This window comes from Massilia arenae, assembly GCF_008014745.1.
GTDB lineage: Bacteria > Pseudomonadota > Gammaproteobacteria > Burkholderiales > Burkholderiaceae_D > Telluria > Telluria arenae.
In genome coordinates, this window is the sequence record NZ_VPFD01000014.1 from 34,000 (window position 1) to 54,765 (window position 20,766).

Consider the following 20,766-nt stretch of genomic DNA (forward strand, 5'->3'; position numbering starts at 1 on the left):
CTTGTGGGCCGCCGCAGGCAGGTTGCTCAGTGATTGTAGCTCAAGCCGATTCCTTCAACTGCTCCAGGATGGCCGGATTCTCGAGCGTCGAAACGTCTTGCGTGATGTTCTCGCCCTTGGCCAGCACGCGCAGCAGGCGGCGCATGATCTTGCCGGAGCGGGTCTTCGGCAGATTGTCGCCAAAACGGATCTCTTTCGGCTTGGCGATCGGACCGATCTCCTTGCCCACCCAGGCGCGCAACTCGTTGGCCAGCTTTTTCGCTTCCTCGCCAGTCGGACGCGCCTGCTTGAGCACGACGAAGGCGCAGATCGACTCGCCCGTGGTCTCGTCCGGACGACCCACCACCGCCGCCTCGGCCACGATCGGATTGGCCACCAGCGCCGATTCGATCTCCATCGTGCCCATGCGGTGGCCCGACACGTTCAGCACGTCATCGATGCGGCCGGTAATAGTAAAGTTGGCGGTGTCCTTGTTGCGGATCGCGCCGTCGCCGGCCAGATAGTACTTACCGCCCAGTTCGTCCGGGAAGTAGCTGGTGCGGAAGCGGTCCGGGTTGTTCCAGATCGTGCGGATCATCGACGGCCATGGGCGCTTGACGACCAGGATGCCGCCCTGCCCGTTCGGCACGTCGGCGCCGGCCTCGTCCACGATCGCGGCCATGATGCCCGGCAGCGGCAAGGTGCACGAACCCGGCACCATCGGGGTCGCACCCGGCAGCGGGGTGATCATGTGGCCGCCAGTCTCGGTCTGCCAGAAGGTGTCCACGATCGGGCAGCGTTCCTGGCCCACATTGCGGTAGTACCACATCCAGGCTTCCGGATTGATCGGCTCGCCGACCGAGCCGAGCAGGCGCAGGCTGGACAGGTCGGAGTTCTTCGGATGCACCTTCTCGTCCAGGTCCGAGGCCTTGATCAGCGAACGGATCGCGGTCGGCGCCGTGTAGAAGATGCTGACCTTGTGCTTCTCGACGGTCTGCCAGAAGCGGCCGGCGTTCGGGAAGGTCGGCACGCCTTCGAACACGACTTGCGTGCCGCCGACGGCCAGCGGGCCGTAGGCGATATAGGTGTGGCCGGTGATCCAGCCGATGTCGGCGGTGCACCAGTAGACGTCTTCGGGTTTCAGGTCGAAGGTCCACTTCATCGTCAGCGCGGCCCACAGCAGGTAGCCGCCGGTCGAGTGCTGCACGCCTTTCGGGGTGCCGGTCGAGCCGGACGTGTAGAGGATGAACAGCGGATGTTCCGCATCGACCCATTCAGGCGCGCACTCGGCCGACTGGTCCTGCACCAGCTCGTGCAGCCACAGGTCACGGCCTTCCTTGAAGTTGATGTTGCCGCCAGTGCGCTTGTAGAGGATGACGTCCTTGACGGTGTCGCAGCCGCCCAGGCTCAGTGCCTCGTCGACGATGGCCTTAAGCGGCAGCGATTTGCCGCCGCGCTGCTGTTCGTCGGCCGTGATGACGGCCACGGCGCCGGCGTCGATGATGCGTTCCTGCAGCGACTTGGCGGAGAAGCCGCCGAACACCACCGAGTGGGTGGCGCCGATGCGGGCGCAGGCCTGCATCGCGGTCACGCCTTCGACCGACATCGACATATAGATGACGACGCGGTCGCCCTTTTTGATGCCGCGCGATTTGAGCCCGTTAGCGAACTTGCAGACGCGCTCGTGCAGCTCGCGGTAGGTGACTTTGGTTACCGCGCCGTCGTCCGCCTCGAAGATGATGGCGGTCTTGTCGGCGTTGCCGTTTTCCAGGTTGCGGTCGAGGCAGTTGTACGAGGCGTTCAGCTGGCCGTCGGCGAACCATTGATAGAACGGCGCATTCGATTCGTCGAGGGTCGAGGTGAACGGCTTGTGCCAGTCGAGGTTCTCGCGCGCCAGCCGGGCCCAGAAGCCCTCGTAGTCGCTGGCGGCCTCGGCGCACAGTTTTTCGTAGGCGGCCATGCCGCTGATGGTGGCTTTGTCGGCAAACTCCTTCGGCGGCTGGAACACGCGGTGCTCCTGCAGGCCCTGGGTTTGCTCTTGGGTGGTCTCGTTCTCGGCCATACTAGTCTCCATATTAATGTAGTAGGTTATGCCAGATACCATAGGGGGGCTCGCTTACTGAGCCCTTACATGGAAACCCCTGCGGCGGGTGCGTATTGACTGCCTTGCCCGCTCTTGTGTGCCCTTATTCTAACGCCAGCCGTTGTAAAGCGTGCAAGCGGGCCTCGTGTGCCAGCGCGTGCCACACCCATCCAACGGCGCCGGTGTAAAATGCCGAGCTGAATTTTTTTCGCATCCCCCTGGAGTTTCATCCCGATGTCCGACCTGCCGCTCAACCAGCCTGTCCGCAAGCTGACCCCTCTGAACAACCTGATTTTCGCCAGCCGCTGGCTGCAACTGCCGCTGTACCTGGGTCTGATCCTGGCGCAATGCGTGTACGTATTCCACTTCTGGGTCGAACTCGTCGACCTGATCGGCGCCGCCATGGGCAACGCCGATTCGCTCAAGCACATCATCGATGCCGTCAGCGTGCCCAATTCGGTGCGCCCTACCCGCCTGACCGAAACCATCATCATGCTGGTGGTACTGGGCCTGATCGATGTGGTCATGATTTCGAACCTCCTGATCATGGTGATCATCGGCGGTTACGAAACCTTTGTCTCGCGCATGCACCTGGAGGGCCACCCGGACCAGCCAGAGTGGCTGTCGCACGTGAACGCCTCGGTCCTGAAAACCAAGCTGGCCATGGCGATCATCGGCATCTCGTCGATCCATTTGCTGAAGACTTTCATCAACGCCGCGTCGTATGACGAGAAGACGCTGCTGTTCCAGACCGTGATCCACTTCGCGTTCCTGCTGTCGGCCATGGCGATCGCCTATACCGACCGTATCGTGATGACGACTCACAACGGCAAACACTAAAACTATTACATTCCTGGTACTCCTGAACGAGAGCGAACATGGCAACCGTGATTACCCAAGACGACCTGATTGAATCGGTCGCGGCAGCACTGCAGTACATCAGCTATTACCACCCGGCCGATTACATCCAGCACCTGGCGCGCGCGTATGAAAGCGAGCAGAGCCCGGCCGCGAAGGACGCGATCGCCCAGATCCTGACCAATTCGCGCATGTGCGCCGAAGGCAAGCGCCCGATCTGCCAGGACACCGGCATCGTCAACGTGTTCCTCAAGATCGGCATGGGCGTGCGCTTCGAGGGCTTCACGGGTTCGGTGACCGACGCCGTCAACGAAGGCGTGCGCCGCGCGTACAACTTCGCCGACAACAAGCTGCGCGCCTCGATCGTGGCCGACCCGCACTTCGAGCGCAAGAACACCAAGGACAACACCCCGGCCGTGGTCCACATGGAGCTGGTCGAAGGCGACACCGTCGACGTCAAGGTGGCAGCCAAGGGCGGCGGCTCGGAAAACAAGACCAAGTTCGTCATGCTCAACCCGTCCGACTCGCTGGTCGACTGGGTGCTCAAGACGGTGCCGTTGATGGGCGCCGGCTGGTGCCCGCCGGGCATGCTCGGCATCGGCATCGGCGGCACCGCCGAGAAGGCGATGCTGATGGCGAAAGAGTCGCTGATGGAAGACATCGACATGTACGAGCTGCGCCAGCGCGGCCCGAACAACAAGCTCGAAGAGCTGCGCATCGAGCTGTGCGACAAGATCAACGCGCTGGGCATCGGCGCCCAGGGTCTGGGCGGCCTGACCACCGTGCTGGACGTGAAGATCAATATGTACCCGACCCACGCGGCCTCGAAGCCGGTGGCGATGATCCCGAACTGCGCCGCCACCCGCCACGCCCACTTCGTGCTGGACGGCTCCGGCCCTGCCTATATCGAACCGCCTGCGCTGTCGACCTGGCCTGACGTGAACTGGACGCCGGACACCGAGAAATCGAAGCGCGTCGACCTCAACACGCTGACGAAAGAAGAAGTCGCCTCGTGGAAACCGGGCCAGACCCTGCTCCTGAACGGCAAGATGCTCACCGGCCGCGACGCCGCGCACAAGCGCATCCAGGACATGCTGGCCAAGGGCGAATCGCTGCCGGTGGACTTCACCAACCGCGTGATCTATTACGTCGGCCCGGTCGATCCGGTCGGCAGCGAAGTGGTCGGCCCGGCCGGTCCCACCACCGCCACCCGCATGGACAAGTTCACCGACATGATGCTGGAGAAGACCGGCCTGATCTCGATGATCGGCAAGGCCGAGCGCGGCCCGGCGGCGATCGAATCGATCCAGAAGCACAAGTCGGCCTACCTGATGGCGGTCGGCGGCTCGGCCTACCTGGTGTCGAAGGCGATCAAGTCCGCAAAAGTCGTCGGCTTCGAAGACCTGGGCATGGAAGCGATCTACGAGTTCGACGTGACCGACATGCCGGTCACCGTCGCCGTCGATTCGACCGGCACCTCGGTCCACAACACCGGCCCGAAAGAATGGTCGGCCAAGATCGAATCGCTGAAAGGCGTGCCGGTCACCGTCGCTTGATTCCAGTAGAATCATGACCCTCCCCGACGCTCCGGTTGGCATCTTCGACTCGGGCGTCGGCGGCCTCTCGGTGCTGCGCCACATCCAGGCGCAGCTGCCGCACGAACATCTGCTCTACCTGGCCGATACCGGCTTTGCCCCCTACGGCGACAAACCCGAAGCCATCGTCGTCGAACGCGTGCTGGCGATCGGCGATTTTCTATTGGCGCAAGGCGCGAAAGCACTGGTGGTCGCCTGTAACACCGCCACCGTGGCCGCCGTGCGCGAACTGCGCGCGGTCCACCCCGGCCTGCCCATCGTCGGCGTCGAACCCGGCCTCAAACCCGCCGCCGCCCTCACCCGCACGGGTAAAGTCGGCGTGCTGGCCACCGAGCGCACCCTGCGCGGCGCCAAGTTCCTGCAACTGCGCGACCAGGTCCACCTCGATTCCGGCGCCGAGTTCCTGCTGCAACCCTGCGTCGGCCTGGCCGACCAGATCGAGTTCGGCGAACTCGATTCCAGCGCTACCAGCGCGATGCTGGAACGCTTCATCATGCCGCTGCTCACCCAGGGCGCCGACACCCTGGTGCTGGGCTGCACCCATTATCCGCTGGTACGCTCCTCGATCGAGCGCCTGCTGAAGAACGCCGGCCGGCCGGACGTGGCCCTGGTCGATACCGGCGACGCCGTGGCGCGCCAGCTCGCGCGCCTGCTGGTCGCCGGGGGGCTGCTGCGCGCTCCAGGCGCGTCGGGCAACTTCGCCGCCAGCCTGACCGGCTACACCAGCGCCAGCGCGACAGCGCTGACGGCGGCGTTTCGCAGCCTGCTGGGCATCGATCCGCCGGTGCATGAGGCGCAGATCGCGGTCCCCCGTGACTGGCAAAACGGTCGAATGATTTAAAGTTGCCACTTTTTTTGCGAGGCTATATAATCATGCTCTGCCTCGGCAATGACGAGACAGTAAGTAGCAAAACAAGCAGTAATGTAGTTCAGTGGTGGCTGTAGCTCAGCTGGTAGAGTCCAGGATTGTGATTCCTGTTGTCGTGGGTTCGAGCCCCATCAGCCACCCCAAGTATTCAGCAAAAAAGGTCACCTGCTTCGGCACGTGGCCTTTTTTGTTTTCCGAAGGAGCCGCATGCACATCACCGGACAAACCCTCTCCCGCGCGGACGTCGAAGCGGCATTGCCCCACGCCCCACTCGTCTTCCAGGAATGCGACCTCGACGGCGCCGACCTGTCGCGCCTCGACCTGCGCAACTGCACCTTTAGCAGCTGCAGCATCGCCGAGACCTCGTTCTACGCCGCCAAGCTGGGCCAGACCACCTGGCAACGCTGCCGCGGCCGCCAGGGCGACTTCGAAGCCGCCGACCTGACCGACGCCCGCTTCCAGAGCTGCGACCTGAACAACAGCAGCTGGCGCCGCGCCCACTTGGCCTCGCTTGCCTTCAAAGGCTGCAAGCTGACCGGCGCCAACTTCGAAGAAGCAGCCCACCTTGGCCTGGAGTTCGAGGATTGCCTGCTGGTCGGCGCCGACCTGCGTCGCATGTCGTTCCGCAAGGCCAAACTCATCCAACTCGACTTCGGCGATGCCGACCTGGCCGCCTGCGATTTTCGCGATGCCGTGTTCGAGGGCGGTAGCCTGCGCGGCGCCAACCTCAAACAGGCGCGCTTCGACAACGCCGACCTGCGTGAAGCCGACCTGGGCGGCATCACCCTGGCCGACGTCAGGCTGTTCAAGGGCGCCTGGATCACACCGCGCCAGGCCGCTGAGCTGGTCGGCGAGCTCGGCCTGCGCGTAGCCTGAGCCAGCTTTACATTTGGGGTCAAAACCAGGACACAGATGTAAAAAGCGCCAACTTAGCGGCCAGATAACGCTTGATGTGCGACAATTGGTGAGTTTTCCGCAAAGAAATTTTGTCGCTGTTTTCGATGTCCCAAGCCGGACATCGTGCAACGGCGGCTCCCCGATTTATGCCAGATAAGCGTACCGCCCCCGAAATCTCCCGCCTGACCGCCGAAAAACGCCCCGCCGTCCGCAATGCCGTGCTGTTCGTGGTCGCCCTGTGCCTGCTGTTGCTGACCATACAGGTTTCAGACGGCTGGCGCGCGCGCAAGGAGCGACTGGCCGAGGTGGCGGTGGCCACCACGAATATGTCGCATGCGCTGGCGGCGCAGGCCGAAAGCGCGGTGCGGGTGGTCGACACGGTACTGGCCGGCGTGGTCGAGCGGGTCGAGACCGATGGCATGAAGGGCGCGGGTCGCCCGCGCCTGCAATTACATCTTAAAAATATGGTGACCGAGGTCGACGAGCTGCACGGCCTGTTCGTGTTCGGTCCTGACGGCCACTGGCTGATGACTTCGCAGGATCGCATCCCACTGTACACGGTCGACGACCGCGAATACTTCCAGTACCACGTCAGGAATCCCGATCGTTTCGTCCACGTCGGCAAGCCGGTACGCAGCCGCTCCAATGGCGAGTGGGTGCTGCCGGTCTCGCGCCGCCTCAATAATCCGGACGGCACCTTCGGCGGCGTCGCGCTTGGCACGATCCGCATCGATTACTTCTCCACCCTGTACAAGACCTTTGACGTGGGCAGCAATGGCGTGATCATGCTGACCCTGGACGATGGCACCCTGGTCTACCGCCTGCCGCACAACGAAAAGCTGATCGGAACCGATATCAGCAACGGCCCGGTTCATAAGATGTACCGCAGCCTGGGACCGGCCGGCACCGCCATGCTGCGCTCGAAGATCGACGGCATCGAAAGGCTGTACAGCTACCGCCACCTGGAAACCTATCCGCTGATCGTCGCCACCGCGCAGAGCAAGCACGCGATCCTGGAAAAATGGCTGAAGTCGATGCTCGGCCAGGCCCTGATCACCCTGGTCGCCATTGCATTGCTGCTGTATTTCGGCCGGCGCCTGGTGCGCCAGATCGTGATCCGCGACCATCTCGAGCACGAGCTGGTGCAGGCGCGCGAACTGCTGCAGGAGCATAACCGTGCGCTGACGGTCCTGGCCGACCATGACGGCCTGACCGGCATCGCCAACCGGCGCCGCTTCGAGGAAGCCCTGGACGTGGAGTTCGCGCGCACGAGCCGAAGCGGCGCGCCGCTGTCGCTGCTGATGTTCGACGTCGATTACTTCAAGCGCTACAACGACACCTACGGCCACGTGGCCGGCGACGCCTGCCTGCGCCAGGTGGCGCAGGCCTTGAAGGACAGCCTGGTGCGGCCGGCCGACCTCGCCGCGCGTTATGGTGGGGAAGAATTCGTGGCCCTGCTGCCGGATACCGATCCGGCCGGCGCCAGGATGGTGGCCGAGCGCTTCCGCCAGGCGGTGATGGCGCTCGACATCCCGCATGCCGGCAACGGCGCCGGCATCGTGACGATCAGCGCCGGCGTGTACACCAGCAGTGCCGCGACGGCGGCGGACAGCGCCACCGCGCTGGTGGAACGGGCCGACGCCCTGCTCTATCAAGCCAAGCAGTCGGGCCGCAACCAGGTGTGCGGTGGCGATCTCGCCGCACCCTGAGCCGCTGGCCTGCCGCGATCAATAGCGGTAAGGATTGTTTGGGCGGGCGTCGTGGCGATTCGGGACGCCGTCGCGATCGCGGTCACGGTTGCGGTACGCGGCCACCTGGCGCGACTGGTGCCAGCCGCCGCGCTCGAGATGCCAGCCATTGCGGTCCTGGCGCCATTGCGCGCGCTGGTAGGCATAGCCGGGACGCACTTTCTCCCAGTGGCCGGCGACCCAGTCGTGACGGCGGCCGTTCCAGTCCCAGTAACCCGACACCCATTCAAAGCCGCGGCGTGCGGCCGGCACGGCTTCGCGGCGAGGCGCCGGTGGCGCCTTCTTGATGACGATCACGTCGGCCCGCGGATGAGCGGCCTGGGCCTGCACTGGTGCGAATGCTGCACTGCCGATCAGGATGGCGGCGGCGGTAGCGAGGATGGTTTTCATGGTGCTCTCCGTTTCGGTTGGTGTGAGACCACTATAGCCAAACGGGGCGCCAAAAAGATGAACTGAAGGAAGTCTTTACAGCCGATACATGCCGCTACAAACTTGTAACAGCGAAGGGGAAAAGCGGAGGGAGGAGAAAAGCGGGCGCTGCAAAAACACAGCCGGCTGTGGAAGCCGGCTGTGTAAAGGGGAAGGTATTAGTCCAGCTTGAAGGCGTAGTCGACCTTGGTCCAGGTCTGGGCTGGCGCGCCATCCTTGGTGCCCGGCTTGAACTTGCACGAGGTCAGGCCCTTGACCAGTGCGCGGTCCAGGTTCTTGAAGCCGCTCGACTTGTCGATCTTCGATTCTGCCACGGTGCCGTCCGCGTTGACAAGGAACGATGCCGAGGTCGTGCCCTGCTCTTCGTTCATCAGCGATGCCTTCGGATATTCGATGGTGCACTTCTTCGGATCGAACGACGCCGCGGTTTCGGCGGCGAAGCTGGCGCTGGCGGCAGCGGTAAGGGTCAGTGCAACGAACAGCTTGGCGGACAGGTTTTTCATGATTTCCCCAAATAAGGTTTTTAAGAGTTAAATGTCGTGATGCGTACTGCGCGCCGCCCGACTGGCCGGCGCATGACTGCTAGTAATAAGTACTTAGAATTCTTCCCACTCGTCGTTGCCGACGGTGGCAGCTGCCTTTTTCGGCTTCGGCGCAACTTCCGCCTCATCCGGATTCACCGCGGCGCTGGCGGCGGCCGGCTTTTTAGGAGCCGGCGGTGCGGAGCGCTTGGCGGCTGGACGGACCACCACCGCGGTGGTGGTCGCGACTGGCGCCTGCGCCTCGAATTGGAACTGCTCGCCCTCTTCCAGCTTGAAGATGCTGACCACGCGGGCCAGTTCGCCGGCCTGGTCTTGCAGGCTCTGGGCGGCCGCGGCGGCTTCTTCCACCAGCGCGGCGTTTTGCTGGGTCATGCCATCCATCTCGATGATCGAGGTGTTGACCTGGGCGATGCCGGCGCTCTGTTCGGCGCTGGCGTTGGCGATCTCGCTCATGATGTCGGTCACGCGCTTGACGCTGGACACCACTTCATCCATCGTCACGCCGGCCTGGCCGACCAGTTTGCTGCCGCGATCGACTTTCGACACCGAATCGTCGATCAGGGTCTTGATCTCTTTGGCTGCAGCAGCCGAACGCTGGGCCAGGTTACGCACTTCGGAGGCAACGACCGCGAAGCCGCGGCCCTGTTCGCCGGCACGGGCTGCTTCGACTGCCGCGTTCAGCGCCAGGATATTGGTCTGGAAGGCGATGCCGTCGATCACGCCGATGATGTCGGCGATCTTGCGGGCCGAGCCATTGATCTCACCCATGGTGCCCACCACTTGCGACACCACCTCGCCACCCTTGCTGGCGACGTCCGAAGCGGCTGCGGCCAGCGCGTTGGCTTCACGGGCATTGTCGGCGTTCTGCTTGACGGTCGAGGTCAGCTGTTCCATCGCCGAAGCGGTCTTCTCCAGCGAGCTGGCCTGCAGTTCGGTACGCGAGGACAGGTCGATATTGCCGGCGGCGATTTCACGCGAGGCGGTGCCGATGGTTTCGGTGCCGCGGCGCACCTGGGCCACGATGTCCACCAGGCTGTTGCGCATTTCTTTCATTTCGACCAGCAGGCTGCCGCGGTCCGATTCCTTGGTGTCGATGGCGATCGACAGGTCGCCGTGGGCGATGCTGCCGGCGATCTTGGCGGTGTAGCCAGGCTCGCCGCCGAGCTGCTTGAGCAGGCTGCGGGTAATCACGACAGCGGCCGCCACACCCAGCACCACGGCCAGGGCCAGCAGGACCAGCATGAAGTTACGGGCATTGTCGAACGCAGCTTCGGCATCGGCCTTGGTCTGGGCGTTCTGCTTATCTTCCTGCGCGGCCAGCGCGTTCAGGGCTTCGGTCCACTTGCGCTGCACCGGACGCACTTCGCGCACCATGACGCGGGTGGCGTCCATGGCGTTGGCGGCCAGATAGAGTTCGGTGGCGCGGGCGATCGCCGGCATGGCGGCGGTTTCGTGTTCCTTGATCTGGGCCAGCAGCGCCTTTTCCTGGTCGTTGCCGTTCGATGCGAACAGCGCGGTCAGCTTGCGCTGGGTTTCGTTGTACTGGGCGGTCTGTTCCTTGAACTTGGCGATCTCCGGTTCCATGTCGGCAGGGTCGGCCATCAGGGTCAACACGCGCAGCGACTGCAGGCGATCGTTGACGTTGTTGCGCATCTCGATCACGAGGCCGGTCGACACATTGCTCACGCTGACCACGTGGTCAAGGCGATCCTGAATCTGCGCCATGCGCAGGATACCCACTACAGCAACCGCTACCAGCAGCACCAGGATCAGTGCGAAACCGAGGGCCAGACGGGTACCGACCTTCATGTTGTTCAAATTCATTCGTGTTTTCCCTGTAACTTTATTGATCGAAACTCGCTCGGAGAGACAAGCGCCGTGCGAAGCGCATCTGAAATCGGTGTTTCTGCACGATTTCGAGTGTTTCCGACAGGATAAATCAAGATTTCATGTCGCTACTCAGAAAATCTCTTGCTCGACCGAATTGTTTCGGCACAACAACAGGCTTGATACAGTGCAACATTGGAACAGGTCTGCATTATGGAACGACTATTTCCACACAGCAAGCAATTTTGAAACTTATATGGTTGTTTCGACAATCAAATGTATCGATTTGTCGACAAGAAATAAAAAAAGGCGTGCCTTGGCACGCCCTTTTGTTACTTTTGGATAGATTGTCGGCTTCTAGGCTGCGGCTGGCATCCTGGCAGCCGCCTCGAGCAGCAGGCGCGCATCGCCCAGCGCCAGCTTCTTCGAATCGGACAGGGTCTGGCGGAAAGAACGGGCGCCCGGCAAGCCCTGCATCAGGCCCAGCATATGGCGCGTGATGCTGTTGAGCTTCAGGCCCAGCGGGCCGTACAGGCGCAGCTGCTCTTCGATATAGGGGATCATCGCTTCCAGCACCTCGACCCGCGAGCGCGGGCGACCAGCCTCGTCGCCATAGAAGCGGCGATCCCAGTCGGCCATGGTCCAGGGGTTGTGATAGGCCTCGCGGCCCAGCATGACGCCGTCGACGTGCTCCAGGTGCAGCGCGATCTCGTCGTCGCTCTTGATGCCGCCGTTGATAAGGATCTCGAGGTCAGGGAACTCGCGTTTCAATTGGTAGGCGACGGCGTAGCGCAGCGGCGGGATCTCGCGGTTTTCCTTCGGTGACAGTCCTTTCAGAACGGCATTGCGGGCGTGGACGATGAAGGTCTTGCAGCCGGCATCGGCGATGGTGCCGACGAAATCGCGCACGAAGCCGTATTCCTCTTCGTAATCGATGCCGATGCGGTGCTTTACCGTGACGTCGATCGAGACCGCGTCACGCATCGCCTTTACGCAATCGGCCACCAGCTGCGGCTCATTCATCAGGCAGGCGCCGAACGCACCCTTCTGCACCCGCTCGGACGGGCAGCCGCAGTTGAGGTTGATCTCGTCATAGCCCCATTGCTCGCCCAGCTTCGCGCTTTTGGCCAGGTCGGCCGGATCGCTGCCGCCCAGCTGCAGGGCGATCGGGTGCTCGACGTCGTCGTAGCGCAGGTGGCGTTCGACGTCGCCGTAGACCAGGGCGCCGGTGGTGACCATCTCGGTGTACAGCCAGGTGTGGCGCGTGATCTGGCGGTGGAAGACGCGGCAGTGGCGGTCGGTCCAGTCCATCATCGGAGCAACAGATAGTTTCCTACTTGGCGTCACACTCGTCGCAGCCTCACTCTCATAGGAGAAATTCGCTTTTTGTTTCTTTTCAGCACTCATAATAGCTCACATCAGTTCCCAATATTTCCCAACACTACTGGCACAAAATTGGCACAAAATCGGTCCAGTCCTCTACAATACGTGGCACACAACTGCCCATTTAAGGATCTGCCTTGAGCACCGTCAAACCCCGTGGCAAGAAGTTCATAGCACGCTTCCGCGTAGCAGGATTTCCCGACAAAGCGAAGACTTTCCCGACCGAGGAGAAGGCTCATAAGTGGCTCAAAGAACATGAAGCGTCAGTAACTTCAGCGGGATACGTTGACCCAGGCAATCTCACCAAGAAAACGTTTGGCGACCTGATTGATCATTACGTCAAGGAAATCACGCTCATCAAACCGCTCGGTGAGTCAAAGAGGTTTGCTTTGGCAGCAATCCATCTTGCCCTTGGTAGTGAGAAGGCCCTCAATATAACTGCTCATCGGCTCATTGAGTACGTCAAATCGCGTCATGAGGCCGGCGCTGGCGGCGTCACGATCGGGATGGACATCGGATACATTAAAGGAGTTCTGAGCCATGCCCGCATAACAAATAAATCGATCAACATGGACGCCATCACCGATGTGAAGGAGTTCATGAAGAGAATCAGTATGAAAACCAAGTCAACTGAGCGCGATCGTCGTCCAACAGAAGTAGAACTTACGGCCATCAAAAAGTTCTTCCGTAACAAGAAGCGGCAGAAAATTCCTATGTGGGACATCATTGACTTTGCCATCTTCACAACAATGCGTGTTTCTGAGATCTGTAGAATCGTTTGGGCTGACGTCAACTACGAGGATCAGACGGTAATTATACGTGACCGCAAGGACCCTAAAGAGAAGATCGGCAATGATCAAGTCGTACCGGTCTTGGACGACGCATGGAAGATCTTGACAGCACAGCCTAAGACCGACGACCGGATTTTCCCGTACAGCGCGGCGACAATCAGTACCATTTTCCCACGCGCTTGCGAGGAACTCGGCATTATTGACTTGCACTTCCATGACCTGCGCCATGAAGGAACCTCGCAGCTGTTTGAGATCTTGCGCTATGAGATCCAGGAAGCCGCCGTCTTCACTGGGCATAAAGACTGGAAGATGCTCAAGAGGTATGTGCACCTCCGTGCGAAGGATCTTCACTTCGACAAATATGGGAAACGTCGCGCACGACGGGATATTTCGCCTGAGCTCTTGCTCGCCGCTGCCTGAACATAATTGCGGAAAGGATAACCGTGAACAAAGAGCTCGATGATCAGCTATGCCAGCGATACCCGAAGATCTTCGACGACTGTCGACGCACGATGTGTAATGACGGTTGGTTTGATCTGCTCGACGTTCTGTGTGAGCGACTTCAATTCTGGACGGACCACAACCGCGCACCGCAAGTTGTCGTCTCCCAGGTGAAGGAAAAGTGGGGGGAACTCTCGTTCTATGGTCAAGGTGGCAACCAAGAACAGGATGGAATGATCACGATGGCAGAAGGGATGTCTGCCCGGATCTGCGAACACTGCGGAAAGCCAGGAACAACATTGGTCAGCGGGGAGATCTACCTTACCCGCTGCCAAGAACACGCGCCATCTCGCGGCTCAGTTGCTGCTGAGCAATGACTATAATAGACTATAGAAGACTATAATTCACTGTAATCGCTACCCGATCATGCGTGGGTCGGGTCCTTTTCCGACGAAGAAGCGCATCAGCTGACGCATCACCACAGCCTGTGACTCGCCTGTAGCTTCTACAGCAGCATCAAACGCCCGACGTAGCTCCTCATCTACACGCACCGTGACAACGGCCTTCTCAGCCTTTTTGGTCGTCTTGCGGTCGGTGCCGTGGTAGCACAGAACCCCCCTCCCTACACGCAGCAGGTGTTCTAAAGAACTGTGCGGATACGTCGACACGAGCTCTGGCTCTTGTCCATCGACCTCCTCAGTGATTACCATCCGGAAGGCTTCCGATGGCGAACGCATGGGTTCACTCGTAATCTCTGCATACATGGTGCGACCTTCCAGGCGGTTACAGAAAGTCAGCAGCACCGCAGGATTTGGGCGGATGCAAAAGTTCATGCCCTTCGTCAGCAGCCCCACATGTATGAGCCGCTGCAATTCCAAGTCCAGAACGTTGATTGCACCCATAGAAGTCCTCTCGGTCAATGCGTTACCTTCGCGTAGACGCACTCGTACATATCATCTGGCGGCACGATGGCCTCTTGATCGAAGACTTCCAGGTACTTGTTTGCTATCACCTCTGCGAAGTCATCATCGGTGAAATTCTTGTCGAGTAACTCAGAATGCTTCCCCGCTCGCCTATGGATGATGTTCAGCATGAAGGTGCCGTCTGTGCACCGAAAGACAGTAGCCGAGAGGAAATCGCCCCTTAGGCGAAGGTGCGGCGGGTAGATGCGCTCCACCGGCTTAGGCCTATCAATGTCAAGGCAATGATCATGCATCTCGTACGATTCTGGATCGATGGGGAATTTCGCTTCGTTAGACAGCAGTACCTCGCCTTCGTCCAGCACACGGGGCACAACGACAAAGAAACGATATGCAGCTTCCGCAATGTCAAAAGCTTGCGCGATATACGGAAAGCTCTTTTGCCACTTTTCTTCTTTGTACCGGACTTCAAGAAGGAAATCCGCATCAGCAGTAATCTTATAGCCGAAATCGCTTTCTTTGACTTTGCACTCGTACTCCTCGAAGGTTCCCTCCAGTACGGCGTCCATAAGCAAACGTCGCTCCGTCTCATAGCGAAAGTTCTCATCGTACGCATAGATACGTTGAGACGGAAAATCGTCTGACAGCTCATCCAAGAATTCTTCACGTGGCATGGCTACTCCTGCAAGATTTCAATATATCTATGTTACAGCTGCAGCGCGCCCCCAAAAAGTGAATTATCAAGAATATTGATTTAACTTACTTTTCGTACCCATCCACGAAACGCATGTTTCAATGCCCTTGCGTCATGCAGTGCGTGATGTTCGGGTTGCTTCTGTTTTACACGCCACTCGTACATTTTGATCTTATTGACATACGACGCGCCCAAATTGCGAAAAACAATTCCGTTTGGCGTGTCGTTCTCAAAAATTTGACTAAGCATCGTGCGATCGTACTCAGAGTCGTAGCAAATCAAAATTGGCCCCTCCTGTCGTACTGTATCGATCCAGGACGACAGCGCGTCTTTTAACTCCGCCAAAGAATAAATTTTATTTTGATTTAAAAGTGGCAGAACGTCGCGCGCACAAAATCACTGCACTCATCGGCTGAATGCTCTACTTCTGCGTAGAACTCTTCTCCAGTCTGCGCAACAACCCCGATGCTTATAAGTTTCGGATCCTTGAAACCCGTGAATTCAGTGTCTACGAACAGATGTTGCGACATAGCAACACTCCTCAATCTTTGTTTAAATAGTGCTATTTGGGTAGTCCGCTACCCTTTTTCTCAAAGATGTAACCTCGACTACCCACCGAGTATCGCAGAGCCAAACGATTTCCGCATCGAAATTCAAAAATAATTCGGTGTTGCTGCCCTTCTGGGAAATTCACTCATAATTAGTTTTATTATTAGTTTACACGGTGTGAACACTGATGAAAAATATCACAAACTTGGGAGTCAATTATGGAGCGCAGCGAATTCGATGACATAGCATTCTTCTACTACACAGTTCAGTCTGTATATCATTTCGACCAAATTCCTATTTCTTCGCTTGAAGAACTAGACATCGATCTGTTGCAGCGCGTATCCAAAGCAGCACATTTTGACGGCGTTAAGCTTACCCTCGCTGTTGACACCTACGATAAAAATTTAATTGTCGGGACTTTTTCACCAGATCGGCGATCGAAACACTTGTTGCCTTTCTCTGAATCTCCCGACTCGGAAATTTATGTCAGCAACAGTGCTGACGTATGTGAAGTAATGGACAAGCTTCAAGAGATGTCTGAGCGATATTCGTCTTTGAACCCGCCGCCTTTTCAGAAATATAGTGACGACGACGGCCCAGAAGGCGACATTCATAAGGTAACGGTCGAGGAATTCTTGCGAGGAAATCGGCAGTCAAAGCACAAGCACGAACTCTTCATGCGAGACCATGGTATGCATCAGACCGTAATACCATCAGGCTACAAGAAACCCGCCAAATTTAAATTAATCAAATAAAGGAGTCATCAAGAATAACTTACTTAACGCCCACATCCGTCAAACCACTTTTGAATGCTCAGCAGAGCGTGAGATCCGTCTTTACAAGAACGCTGAGAGCCGCTCTACTGTCATCATGATCGCCAGCGCTATTGCCGTCGTCGGCCTTTTCATCGCTGACGCTGCTTACGCTGCCTCGGGTCCGAAATTATCCGTCGCCGTTGGTTCATTCGCAAACGGAAAGGTTGCGCTCACGCTTGATACCGGAAACGGCTGTGTGGCCGGGGAGTAGGTCGCCGCCAGGATCGTTCGCGACCAACCTACCGTGAACGGTTGCTGGATGCAGCCGACACCGGATGATATCCGTGTGCGTTGGATTTCGACGACGGTAGATAGCGGACCCAGTTCATTCGATGACGATCACTACTCATGTCGAGCTCCGAGACGAAGCATATCGAGATCCGCTAAATCAATTTTAAATGCAAAGGATATCTTACGATATCCTGTCGTCAGATCGAGCCGGCTTTCGCGACTTGGTTTGGTGAAAGATGTAAAATGCTCTCACGTATCTCATCCACTTAGGCCAAGTCATGAAGATAACTATCGTCGCTGACATATCTAGCCGCATTTCCCAGAAGAACTATAATGCAGACAGGATCACCGCTGCAGCTGTGTGCTTGCCAAGCGGGGAGCTTAATAATATTCGGAAGCTGCTGCATTCAGATCTGCCAAAGTGGCGTGATGCTAGCGATTCCGAGGTCAGGCTTGTCTCGGACATCGTCGTACGCGAAGCCTTGGGTATCGGCGTTTTCTCTATTGGGAAGTCTGATGAAAAATGGGACCAATTCTGGGAAGATGGCGAGTCCGCGAACTCAGACTTGCTCGGCAAGGCGAGCGCTGTTAAAGCAGCGTTTCAGATTAAATGTCAGATGTTTGTCACATCGACATCGTACGCATTTATAAGTGCGGTCAACGCTGAGAATATCTTAGGCTCATCAAATCGCCCGTATAAAATCGCGACGAATGAAACCCTGATCTTCGATAAAGAGATAGATGGGGATTATAATATTGATGTATTCAACGGCATCTGGCGCCGCATGAATGAGCGAAAACAGGATACAGAGTTGCACGGTGTTAGGCGCAATATCGATGAAGTCCTGTTCACCACGGAGCAGGAAGATCGACTGCTAATGCTGCCAGACTATGTCGCTGGCATTGCACAAGCAGCGCTTAGCCAAGCAAATGTCCTCGCTAGAAGTCAAGTCACTGCGCAATGCGTGCAAAGCGTGCAGCAACGGCTGAAGCAGGCTCCGCATTATATTTTGAAATCCGAACAATTTTCGCTCACACATTCGGACATATTTGGCGCTCTATTTTAATTTCACTCAACAAAAAAGGGCCGAATCATCGGCCCTTTTTTGTTGCTCAAATCAATTTTAAAAACCATTCGGTCTTCACGCGGTGCTCCAGTCAGTGTCATCGCAAAGATCTCAAGCGGACGGCTAGCAAGGTATCCAGGCTGCTCGCTCTCTGCCTCGTAGCAGTCTTCAGCACGCTGTATCAAGGTCGACAGGTCTCGGTAGAACAGCACGTCGAGCAACCCGCCAGAACCGTCAATCGAGGCTGTAGCGATCTCTATAAGAAGAATCGTGTGCTTGGGCTGCGCACTGGCCGCCAGGTGCCGAGAGTGAAACGGAAGTGCGCTCCGTGCAGCGTTAAGAACTGTGTTTGAAGTACGCACTTGTCTGCTCCGCATCGTGAAATCATATTCACGATTCAACTCCTGAGATGAATCTTTCCATGAACGTTCGCATCACCTCTGACTGTGTCTCGCCAGTTTGCTTACACTTTTCAGCAAACTTTGTCTGCAGTTCAGTATTAAACCGTAGTGAAAAAACCTTTTTCTTAGCTTTATTCTTTTTGTGCTTATTAATTTTTTCAGCAATCATTTGAAACATATGAATGCCGTTTCTTTCAATGAACCCAGGATCTGCCCTTTCCGTTTCGATTGCAGCAAGTTGCACCGCTTTCAGAAATGCAAAATCTGGATCGAAATACAAATCCCCATAGGGTCTTGTTCTAGATTCTGTACCGATCGCCCTCGTTTGTAGATAAAGTCCGTCGATAACCCCATTCTTGTCGTGCATTGTCCCAATGCTGAAAACGTAATCAATTCCGTGCAATTGAATGGTTTCAGATGATAATAACTGAGATTGAAGCTTATCCTGTTCCATATTCCCTCCTTTGGAAATTAAAGTGTCCATACAAATATTGTACAGACACTTTCATATCACTTTTATCGAAACCCGCTTAGAGAATAATAATTTTCATTTTCGCTGTGATTTTCGCAAAGATACAACAAACTTTGATAAAGACCGGGCTGCTCACGTTATTAGTTTGTAAATCTCGCGACAAGAATCACAAGTTGGCTTCCGCTTTCGAAAACTGTATGATGGTCCAACTAACAACTTGACGGGGGTACATGTGGGCTTGTTCGACTTCCTGAAACCAAAACAGAAACCTGTCATAGCTGAGCCGTCACCGTCTGAGCTACCGTTGACTGAAAAATTTCAACCCGCTATAACGACAAAAACGCGCCGAAGCGCGTTTTTCTCTACCATTTACCTAATTAAAATTCATCCACTTCTTCTCTGCGCTTATTTTTAGGCACAGGCTTAGGCAAGACGAAAAGCTTTTTCTTGGCCGCCGCATCTTCTGTGCCCCAAGGTGTCATTGCATTATCGCTAGCACCGCCGCTACCCCCAATTCCCTTGTCCGAGTCATCGTCGTTCCTGAAAATATGAGAAAATCCAAAGAATTTGAACGATTCGAGTTTTGAAACTGCCGCTTTTAGCCAACTGTAAGCTGAGTAAAACTTCGATTTCCATTTCTCCACTTCGATTTTAGCTGCAGCAAGGGCCTTCTCAGTCACGTCCAGGTCTTTTTTAAGCTTTATGTTATCGCGATAAACCTCTAAAGCGATTGTTTCGTCGCCTTTCATTAAAGCCTTAATTGTTTTTTCACTCTCTTTCGCTGTACGTTTAGCTTCCTCGACAATCCTCTGCCCTTCTGCCTTTGCTCGCTCTTTCGCATCTTCGATCACTTGAGCGCTGATGGCCTGTGCTTCTTCTTCTGCCTCTGCCGCCTTTCGAGCTATCTCAGCATTTGCAAGACGACGCGCTTCCATTGCAGCTCTCACTTCTTCAAACGCTTTTTCTTTCAACTTCTCCGCTTCAATCCGCTGCTCTTCGGCCTTTCTGATATCTCTTTGGCGAACAGCCTCGGCATGAGTCAACTTCTTCATTTGTGGGCCGAGTCGAGCTAAATTGAAGTGTCGAGCCACGTCGTGCTGAAACTTGTCTTGGTACTCCTTCATGGCATCTACGAAAGCCTTGCCAGTCTTCGCTCCTGCAGAGCTCCCTGTCTTCTTGATTACTCCGCGCCTTGTCGAGCGGCTTTCAGCATATCCCTCATGTACTTCCCCAAACGACTCAGAAAAAGGCTTTCCATCTTTGTCTAAACCGTGCAGCGGTACTAAATACGCATGAAAATGCGGATTTTCCTCATCTAGATGCTCGATTACTAACTTGAGCCTTTCACCGTATTTCTCTTTCAACCATTTCAACGATGCGTCTCTGAATTTTTTCCAATCGTCGATCATTTCTTTTGGTAGCGAGATAACGACTCCTGCAAGCACCGGGCTATTTCGTTGGTGCGCCCTTCCCGTTACAGCTTTACGAGAGTCAGCCCACTCCTCTGCTAAATCCGCCACTTTGAGTGGATCATTCCGAATCTCATCGCTGCACGCGTACAAGATGCCCGGTTGTCTAGGAGCCTTTACGTGAGGTATGTATCCATCCTTTCTCAATGCCTCCATTAATAGGTCAGACGCAGACCAGGCGACGGGTGTAATCTCCCTGCCCCGCACGATTACTTTTTCTTTCTTGTCCAGCTGAATACGAGCTGCCCAGATTTTGTTAATGTACTGCGCTCTCTGCTTTTCTTCTGGTACGTTCTTCATGATTTTGTCTCCACGGTAACAACGATTAACTTATTGCAACACATGAAAATATATTAACATACCAAAAAGGCCATTTTTACTGATTTGGGTAGTGGCTATTATCAGACTAGACACTTCCCTGCGGAAAGTGTCGTCTGCCCCTAAAGGGGGCGCTCTATAAATGGAGCGTCCCTTGCCGGGGCATCGCTCGCCGTGCGAACTAAAGCAACGTCAACGGCCTATGCGCACGCGAAATATTATTGGCATGCTGTTGTGTGCTGCCAGTGCGTTTGCTGTACGTTCTCCGCACTGGGAAAGCACTGAGTACGCACTGTTGGATTCTGACTGGCGGCTGAGGTGTATTGGCGGTGAGGGCCGAGTGTGTTGGCGATGTGGTTTCCGCACTTAGGGCGAAAAACCTGTATTTG

Annotated in this window: 19 protein-coding genes and 1 tRNA gene; 10 read left to right on the forward strand and 10 right to left on the reverse strand. The window is 56.8% G+C overall.

The window, feature by feature from the left end; all coding sequences use genetic code 11:
• Nucleotides 1–40: 40 nt before the first annotated feature.
• Nucleotides 41–2,041 carry an acetate--CoA ligase gene (acs, locus tag FVD38_RS13435; protein WP_147935270.1) on the reverse strand — a complete coding sequence of 667 codons (2,001 nt, stop codon included), beginning with the start codon at nt 2,039–2,041 and terminating at the stop codon, nt 41–43.
• A gap of 255 nt (nt 2,042–2,296) precedes the next feature.
• Here acs and FVD38_RS13440 point away from each other — a divergent pair, with 255 nt between their 5' ends.
• The 6 genes from FVD38_RS13440 to FVD38_RS13465 all read left to right on the forward strand — a co-directional run bounded on the left by FVD38_RS13440 (nt 2,297) and on the right by FVD38_RS13465 (nt 7,989).
• Complete coding sequence (locus FVD38_RS13440) at nt 2,297–2,902, forward strand: TIGR00645 family protein (protein ID WP_147935271.1); 606 nt, start codon at nt 2,297–2,299, stop codon at nt 2,900–2,902.
• 38 nt (nt 2,903–2,940) lie between these two features.
• Nucleotides 2,941–4,476: a fumarate hydratase gene (locus FVD38_RS13445; protein WP_147935272.1), complete on the forward strand. Its 1,536-nt coding sequence runs from the start codon at nt 2,941–2,943 to the stop codon at nt 4,474–4,476.
• 13 nt (nt 4,477–4,489) lie between these two features.
• Nucleotides 4,490–5,356, forward strand: coding sequence for a glutamate racemase (gene murI, locus FVD38_RS13450; protein WP_147935273.1), 867 nt, complete (start codon nt 4,490–4,492; stop codon nt 5,354–5,356).
• 94 nt (nt 5,357–5,450) lie between these two features.
• A tRNA-His gene (locus FVD38_RS13455) sits at nt 5,451–5,526 on the forward strand.
• 64 nt (nt 5,527–5,590) lie between these two features.
• Nucleotides 5,591–6,259 (forward strand): pentapeptide repeat-containing protein, encoded by a 669-nt coding sequence (locus tag FVD38_RS13460; RefSeq protein ID WP_147935274.1) that lies wholly within the window; start codon nt 5,591–5,593, stop codon nt 6,257–6,259.
• 167 nt (nt 6,260–6,426) lie between these two features.
• On the forward strand, nt 6,427–7,989 hold the full coding sequence (locus FVD38_RS13465) for a sensor domain-containing diguanylate cyclase (protein ID WP_229493643.1): 1,563 nt from the start codon (nt 6,427–6,429) through the stop codon (nt 7,987–7,989).
• Nucleotides 7,990–8,007: 18 nt separating this feature from the next.
• Here FVD38_RS13465 and FVD38_RS13470 read toward each other — a convergent pair whose 3' ends face one another.
• From FVD38_RS13470 to dusA, 4 genes are all read right to left on the reverse strand, one after another.
• A complete protein-coding gene (locus FVD38_RS13470) occupies nt 8,008–8,418 on the reverse strand; it encodes a YXWGXW repeat-containing protein (RefSeq protein WP_123071002.1) in 411 nt (136 codons plus the stop codon).
• Between the two features lie 197 nt (nt 8,419–8,615).
• Nucleotides 8,616–8,960, reverse strand: coding sequence for an energy transducer TonB (locus FVD38_RS13475; protein WP_123071003.1), 345 nt, complete (start codon nt 8,958–8,960; stop codon nt 8,616–8,618).
• 93 nt (nt 8,961–9,053) lie between these two features.
• Complete coding sequence (locus FVD38_RS13480) at nt 9,054–10,823, reverse strand: methyl-accepting chemotaxis protein (RefSeq protein WP_147935276.1); 1,770 nt, start codon at nt 10,821–10,823, stop codon at nt 9,054–9,056.
• Between the two features lie 360 nt (nt 10,824–11,183).
• Nucleotides 11,184–12,233 carry a tRNA dihydrouridine(20/20a) synthase DusA gene (gene dusA / locus FVD38_RS13485; RefSeq protein WP_267874129.1) on the reverse strand — a complete coding sequence of 350 codons (1,050 nt, stop codon included), beginning with the start codon at nt 12,231–12,233 and terminating at the stop codon, nt 11,184–11,186.
• Between the two features lie 113 nt (nt 12,234–12,346).
• On the opposite strand from dusA, the gene FVD38_RS13490 reads away from it, so the two are divergent.
• Together FVD38_RS13490 and FVD38_RS13495 are read left to right on the forward strand one after the other, a co-directional pair.
• Nucleotides 12,347–13,420: a tyrosine-type recombinase/integrase gene (locus tag FVD38_RS13490; protein ID WP_147935278.1), complete on the forward strand. Its 1,074-nt coding sequence runs from the start codon at nt 12,347–12,349 to the stop codon at nt 13,418–13,420.
• Nucleotides 13,421–13,443: 23 nt separating this feature from the next.
• Entirely contained in the window at nt 13,444–13,818 is a 375-nt protein-coding gene (locus FVD38_RS13495) for a hypothetical protein (protein ID WP_147935279.1), read from the forward strand.
• Nucleotides 13,819–13,857: 39 nt separating this feature from the next.
• Here FVD38_RS13495 and FVD38_RS13500 read toward each other — a convergent pair whose 3' ends face one another.
• Nucleotides 13,858–14,343 (reverse strand): ribbon-helix-helix domain-containing protein, encoded by a 486-nt coding sequence (locus tag FVD38_RS13500; protein WP_147935280.1) that lies wholly within the window; start codon nt 14,341–14,343, stop codon nt 13,858–13,860.
• A gap of 14 nt (nt 14,344–14,357) precedes the next feature.
• The gene (locus FVD38_RS13505; RefSeq protein WP_147935281.1) at nt 14,358–15,035 is read right to left on the reverse strand and encodes a hypothetical protein; all 678 of its coding nucleotides are present in this window, start codon (nt 15,033–15,035) and stop codon (nt 14,358–14,360) included.
• Between the two features lie 787 nt (nt 15,036–15,822).
• On the opposite strand from FVD38_RS13505, the gene FVD38_RS13520 reads away from it, so the two are divergent.
• Nucleotides 15,823–16,359, forward strand: coding sequence for a hypothetical protein (locus tag FVD38_RS13520; RefSeq protein WP_147935283.1), 537 nt, complete (start codon nt 15,823–15,825; stop codon nt 16,357–16,359).
• Between the two features lie 569 nt (nt 16,360–16,928).
• A complete protein-coding gene (locus FVD38_RS13525) occupies nt 16,929–17,717 on the forward strand; it encodes a hypothetical protein (protein WP_147935284.1) in 789 nt (262 codons plus the stop codon).
• Between the two features lie 2 nt (nt 17,718–17,719).
• On the opposite strand, the gene FVD38_RS13530 is transcribed toward FVD38_RS13525, so the two are convergent.
• From FVD38_RS13530 to FVD38_RS13540, 3 genes are all read right to left on the reverse strand, one after another.
• A complete protein-coding gene (locus tag FVD38_RS13530) occupies nt 17,720–18,079 on the reverse strand; it encodes a hypothetical protein (protein ID WP_147935285.1) in 360 nt (119 codons plus the stop codon).
• Between the two features lie 28 nt (nt 18,080–18,107).
• Nucleotides 18,108–18,572 (reverse strand): hypothetical protein, encoded by a 465-nt coding sequence (locus tag FVD38_RS13535; protein WP_147935286.1) that lies wholly within the window; start codon nt 18,570–18,572, stop codon nt 18,108–18,110.
• A gap of 395 nt (nt 18,573–18,967) precedes the next feature.
• A complete protein-coding gene (locus FVD38_RS13540) occupies nt 18,968–20,359 on the reverse strand; it encodes a plasmid recombination protein (protein ID WP_147935287.1) in 1,392 nt (463 codons plus the stop codon).
• Nucleotides 20,360–20,766: the final 407 nt, after the last annotated feature.

Bases quoted from the DNA above. Each gene is read 5' to 3' on its own strand.
- FVD38_RS13505 (WP_147935281.1), bottom strand. From the start codon at position 15,035: ATGCCACGTGAAGAATTCTTGGATGAGCTGTCAGACGATTTTCCGTCT.
- FVD38_RS13440 (WP_147935271.1), top strand. From the start codon at position 2,297: ATGTCCGACCTGCCGCTCAACCAGCCTGTCCGCAAGCTGACCCCTCTG.
- FVD38_RS13445 (WP_147935272.1), top strand. From the start codon at position 2,941: ATGGCAACCGTGATTACCCAAGACGACCTGATTGAATCGGTCGCGGCA.
- acs (WP_147935270.1), bottom strand. From the start codon at position 2,041: ATGGCCGAGAACGAGACCACCCAAGAGCAAACCCAGGGCCTGCAGGAG.
- murI (WP_147935273.1), top strand. From the start codon at position 4,490: ATGACCCTCCCCGACGCTCCGGTTGGCATCTTCGACTCGGGCGTCGGC.
- FVD38_RS13525 (WP_147935284.1), top strand. From the start codon at position 16,929: ATGAAGATAACTATCGTCGCTGACATATCTAGCCGCATTTCCCAGAAG.
- FVD38_RS13470 (WP_123071002.1), bottom strand. From the start codon at position 8,418: ATGAAAACCATCCTCGCTACCGCCGCCGCCATCCTGATCGGCAGTGCA.
- FVD38_RS13500 (WP_147935280.1), bottom strand. From the start codon at position 14,343: ATGGGTGCAATCAACGTTCTGGACTTGGAATTGCAGCGGCTCATACAT.
- dusA (WP_267874129.1), bottom strand. From the start codon at position 12,233: ATGAGTGCTGAAAAGAAACAAAAAGCGAATTTCTCCTATGAGAGTGAG.
- FVD38_RS13475 (WP_123071003.1), bottom strand. From the start codon at position 8,960: ATGAAAAACCTGTCCGCCAAGCTGTTCGTTGCACTGACCCTTACCGCT.
- FVD38_RS13535 (WP_147935286.1), bottom strand. From the start codon at position 18,572: ATGGAACAGGATAAGCTTCAATCTCAGTTATTATCATCTGAAACCATT.
- FVD38_RS13540 (WP_147935287.1), bottom strand. From the start codon at position 20,359: ATGAAGAACGTACCAGAAGAAAAGCAGAGAGCGCAGTACATTAACAAA.
- FVD38_RS13520 (WP_147935283.1), top strand. From the start codon at position 15,823: ATGGAGCGCAGCGAATTCGATGACATAGCATTCTTCTACTACACAGTT.
- FVD38_RS13460 (WP_147935274.1), top strand. From the start codon at position 5,591: ATGCACATCACCGGACAAACCCTCTCCCGCGCGGACGTCGAAGCGGCA.
- FVD38_RS13480 (WP_147935276.1), bottom strand. From the start codon at position 10,823: ATGAATTTGAACAACATGAAGGTCGGTACCCGTCTGGCCCTCGGTTTC.
- FVD38_RS13465 (WP_229493643.1), top strand. From the start codon at position 6,427: ATGCCAGATAAGCGTACCGCCCCCGAAATCTCCCGCCTGACCGCCGAA.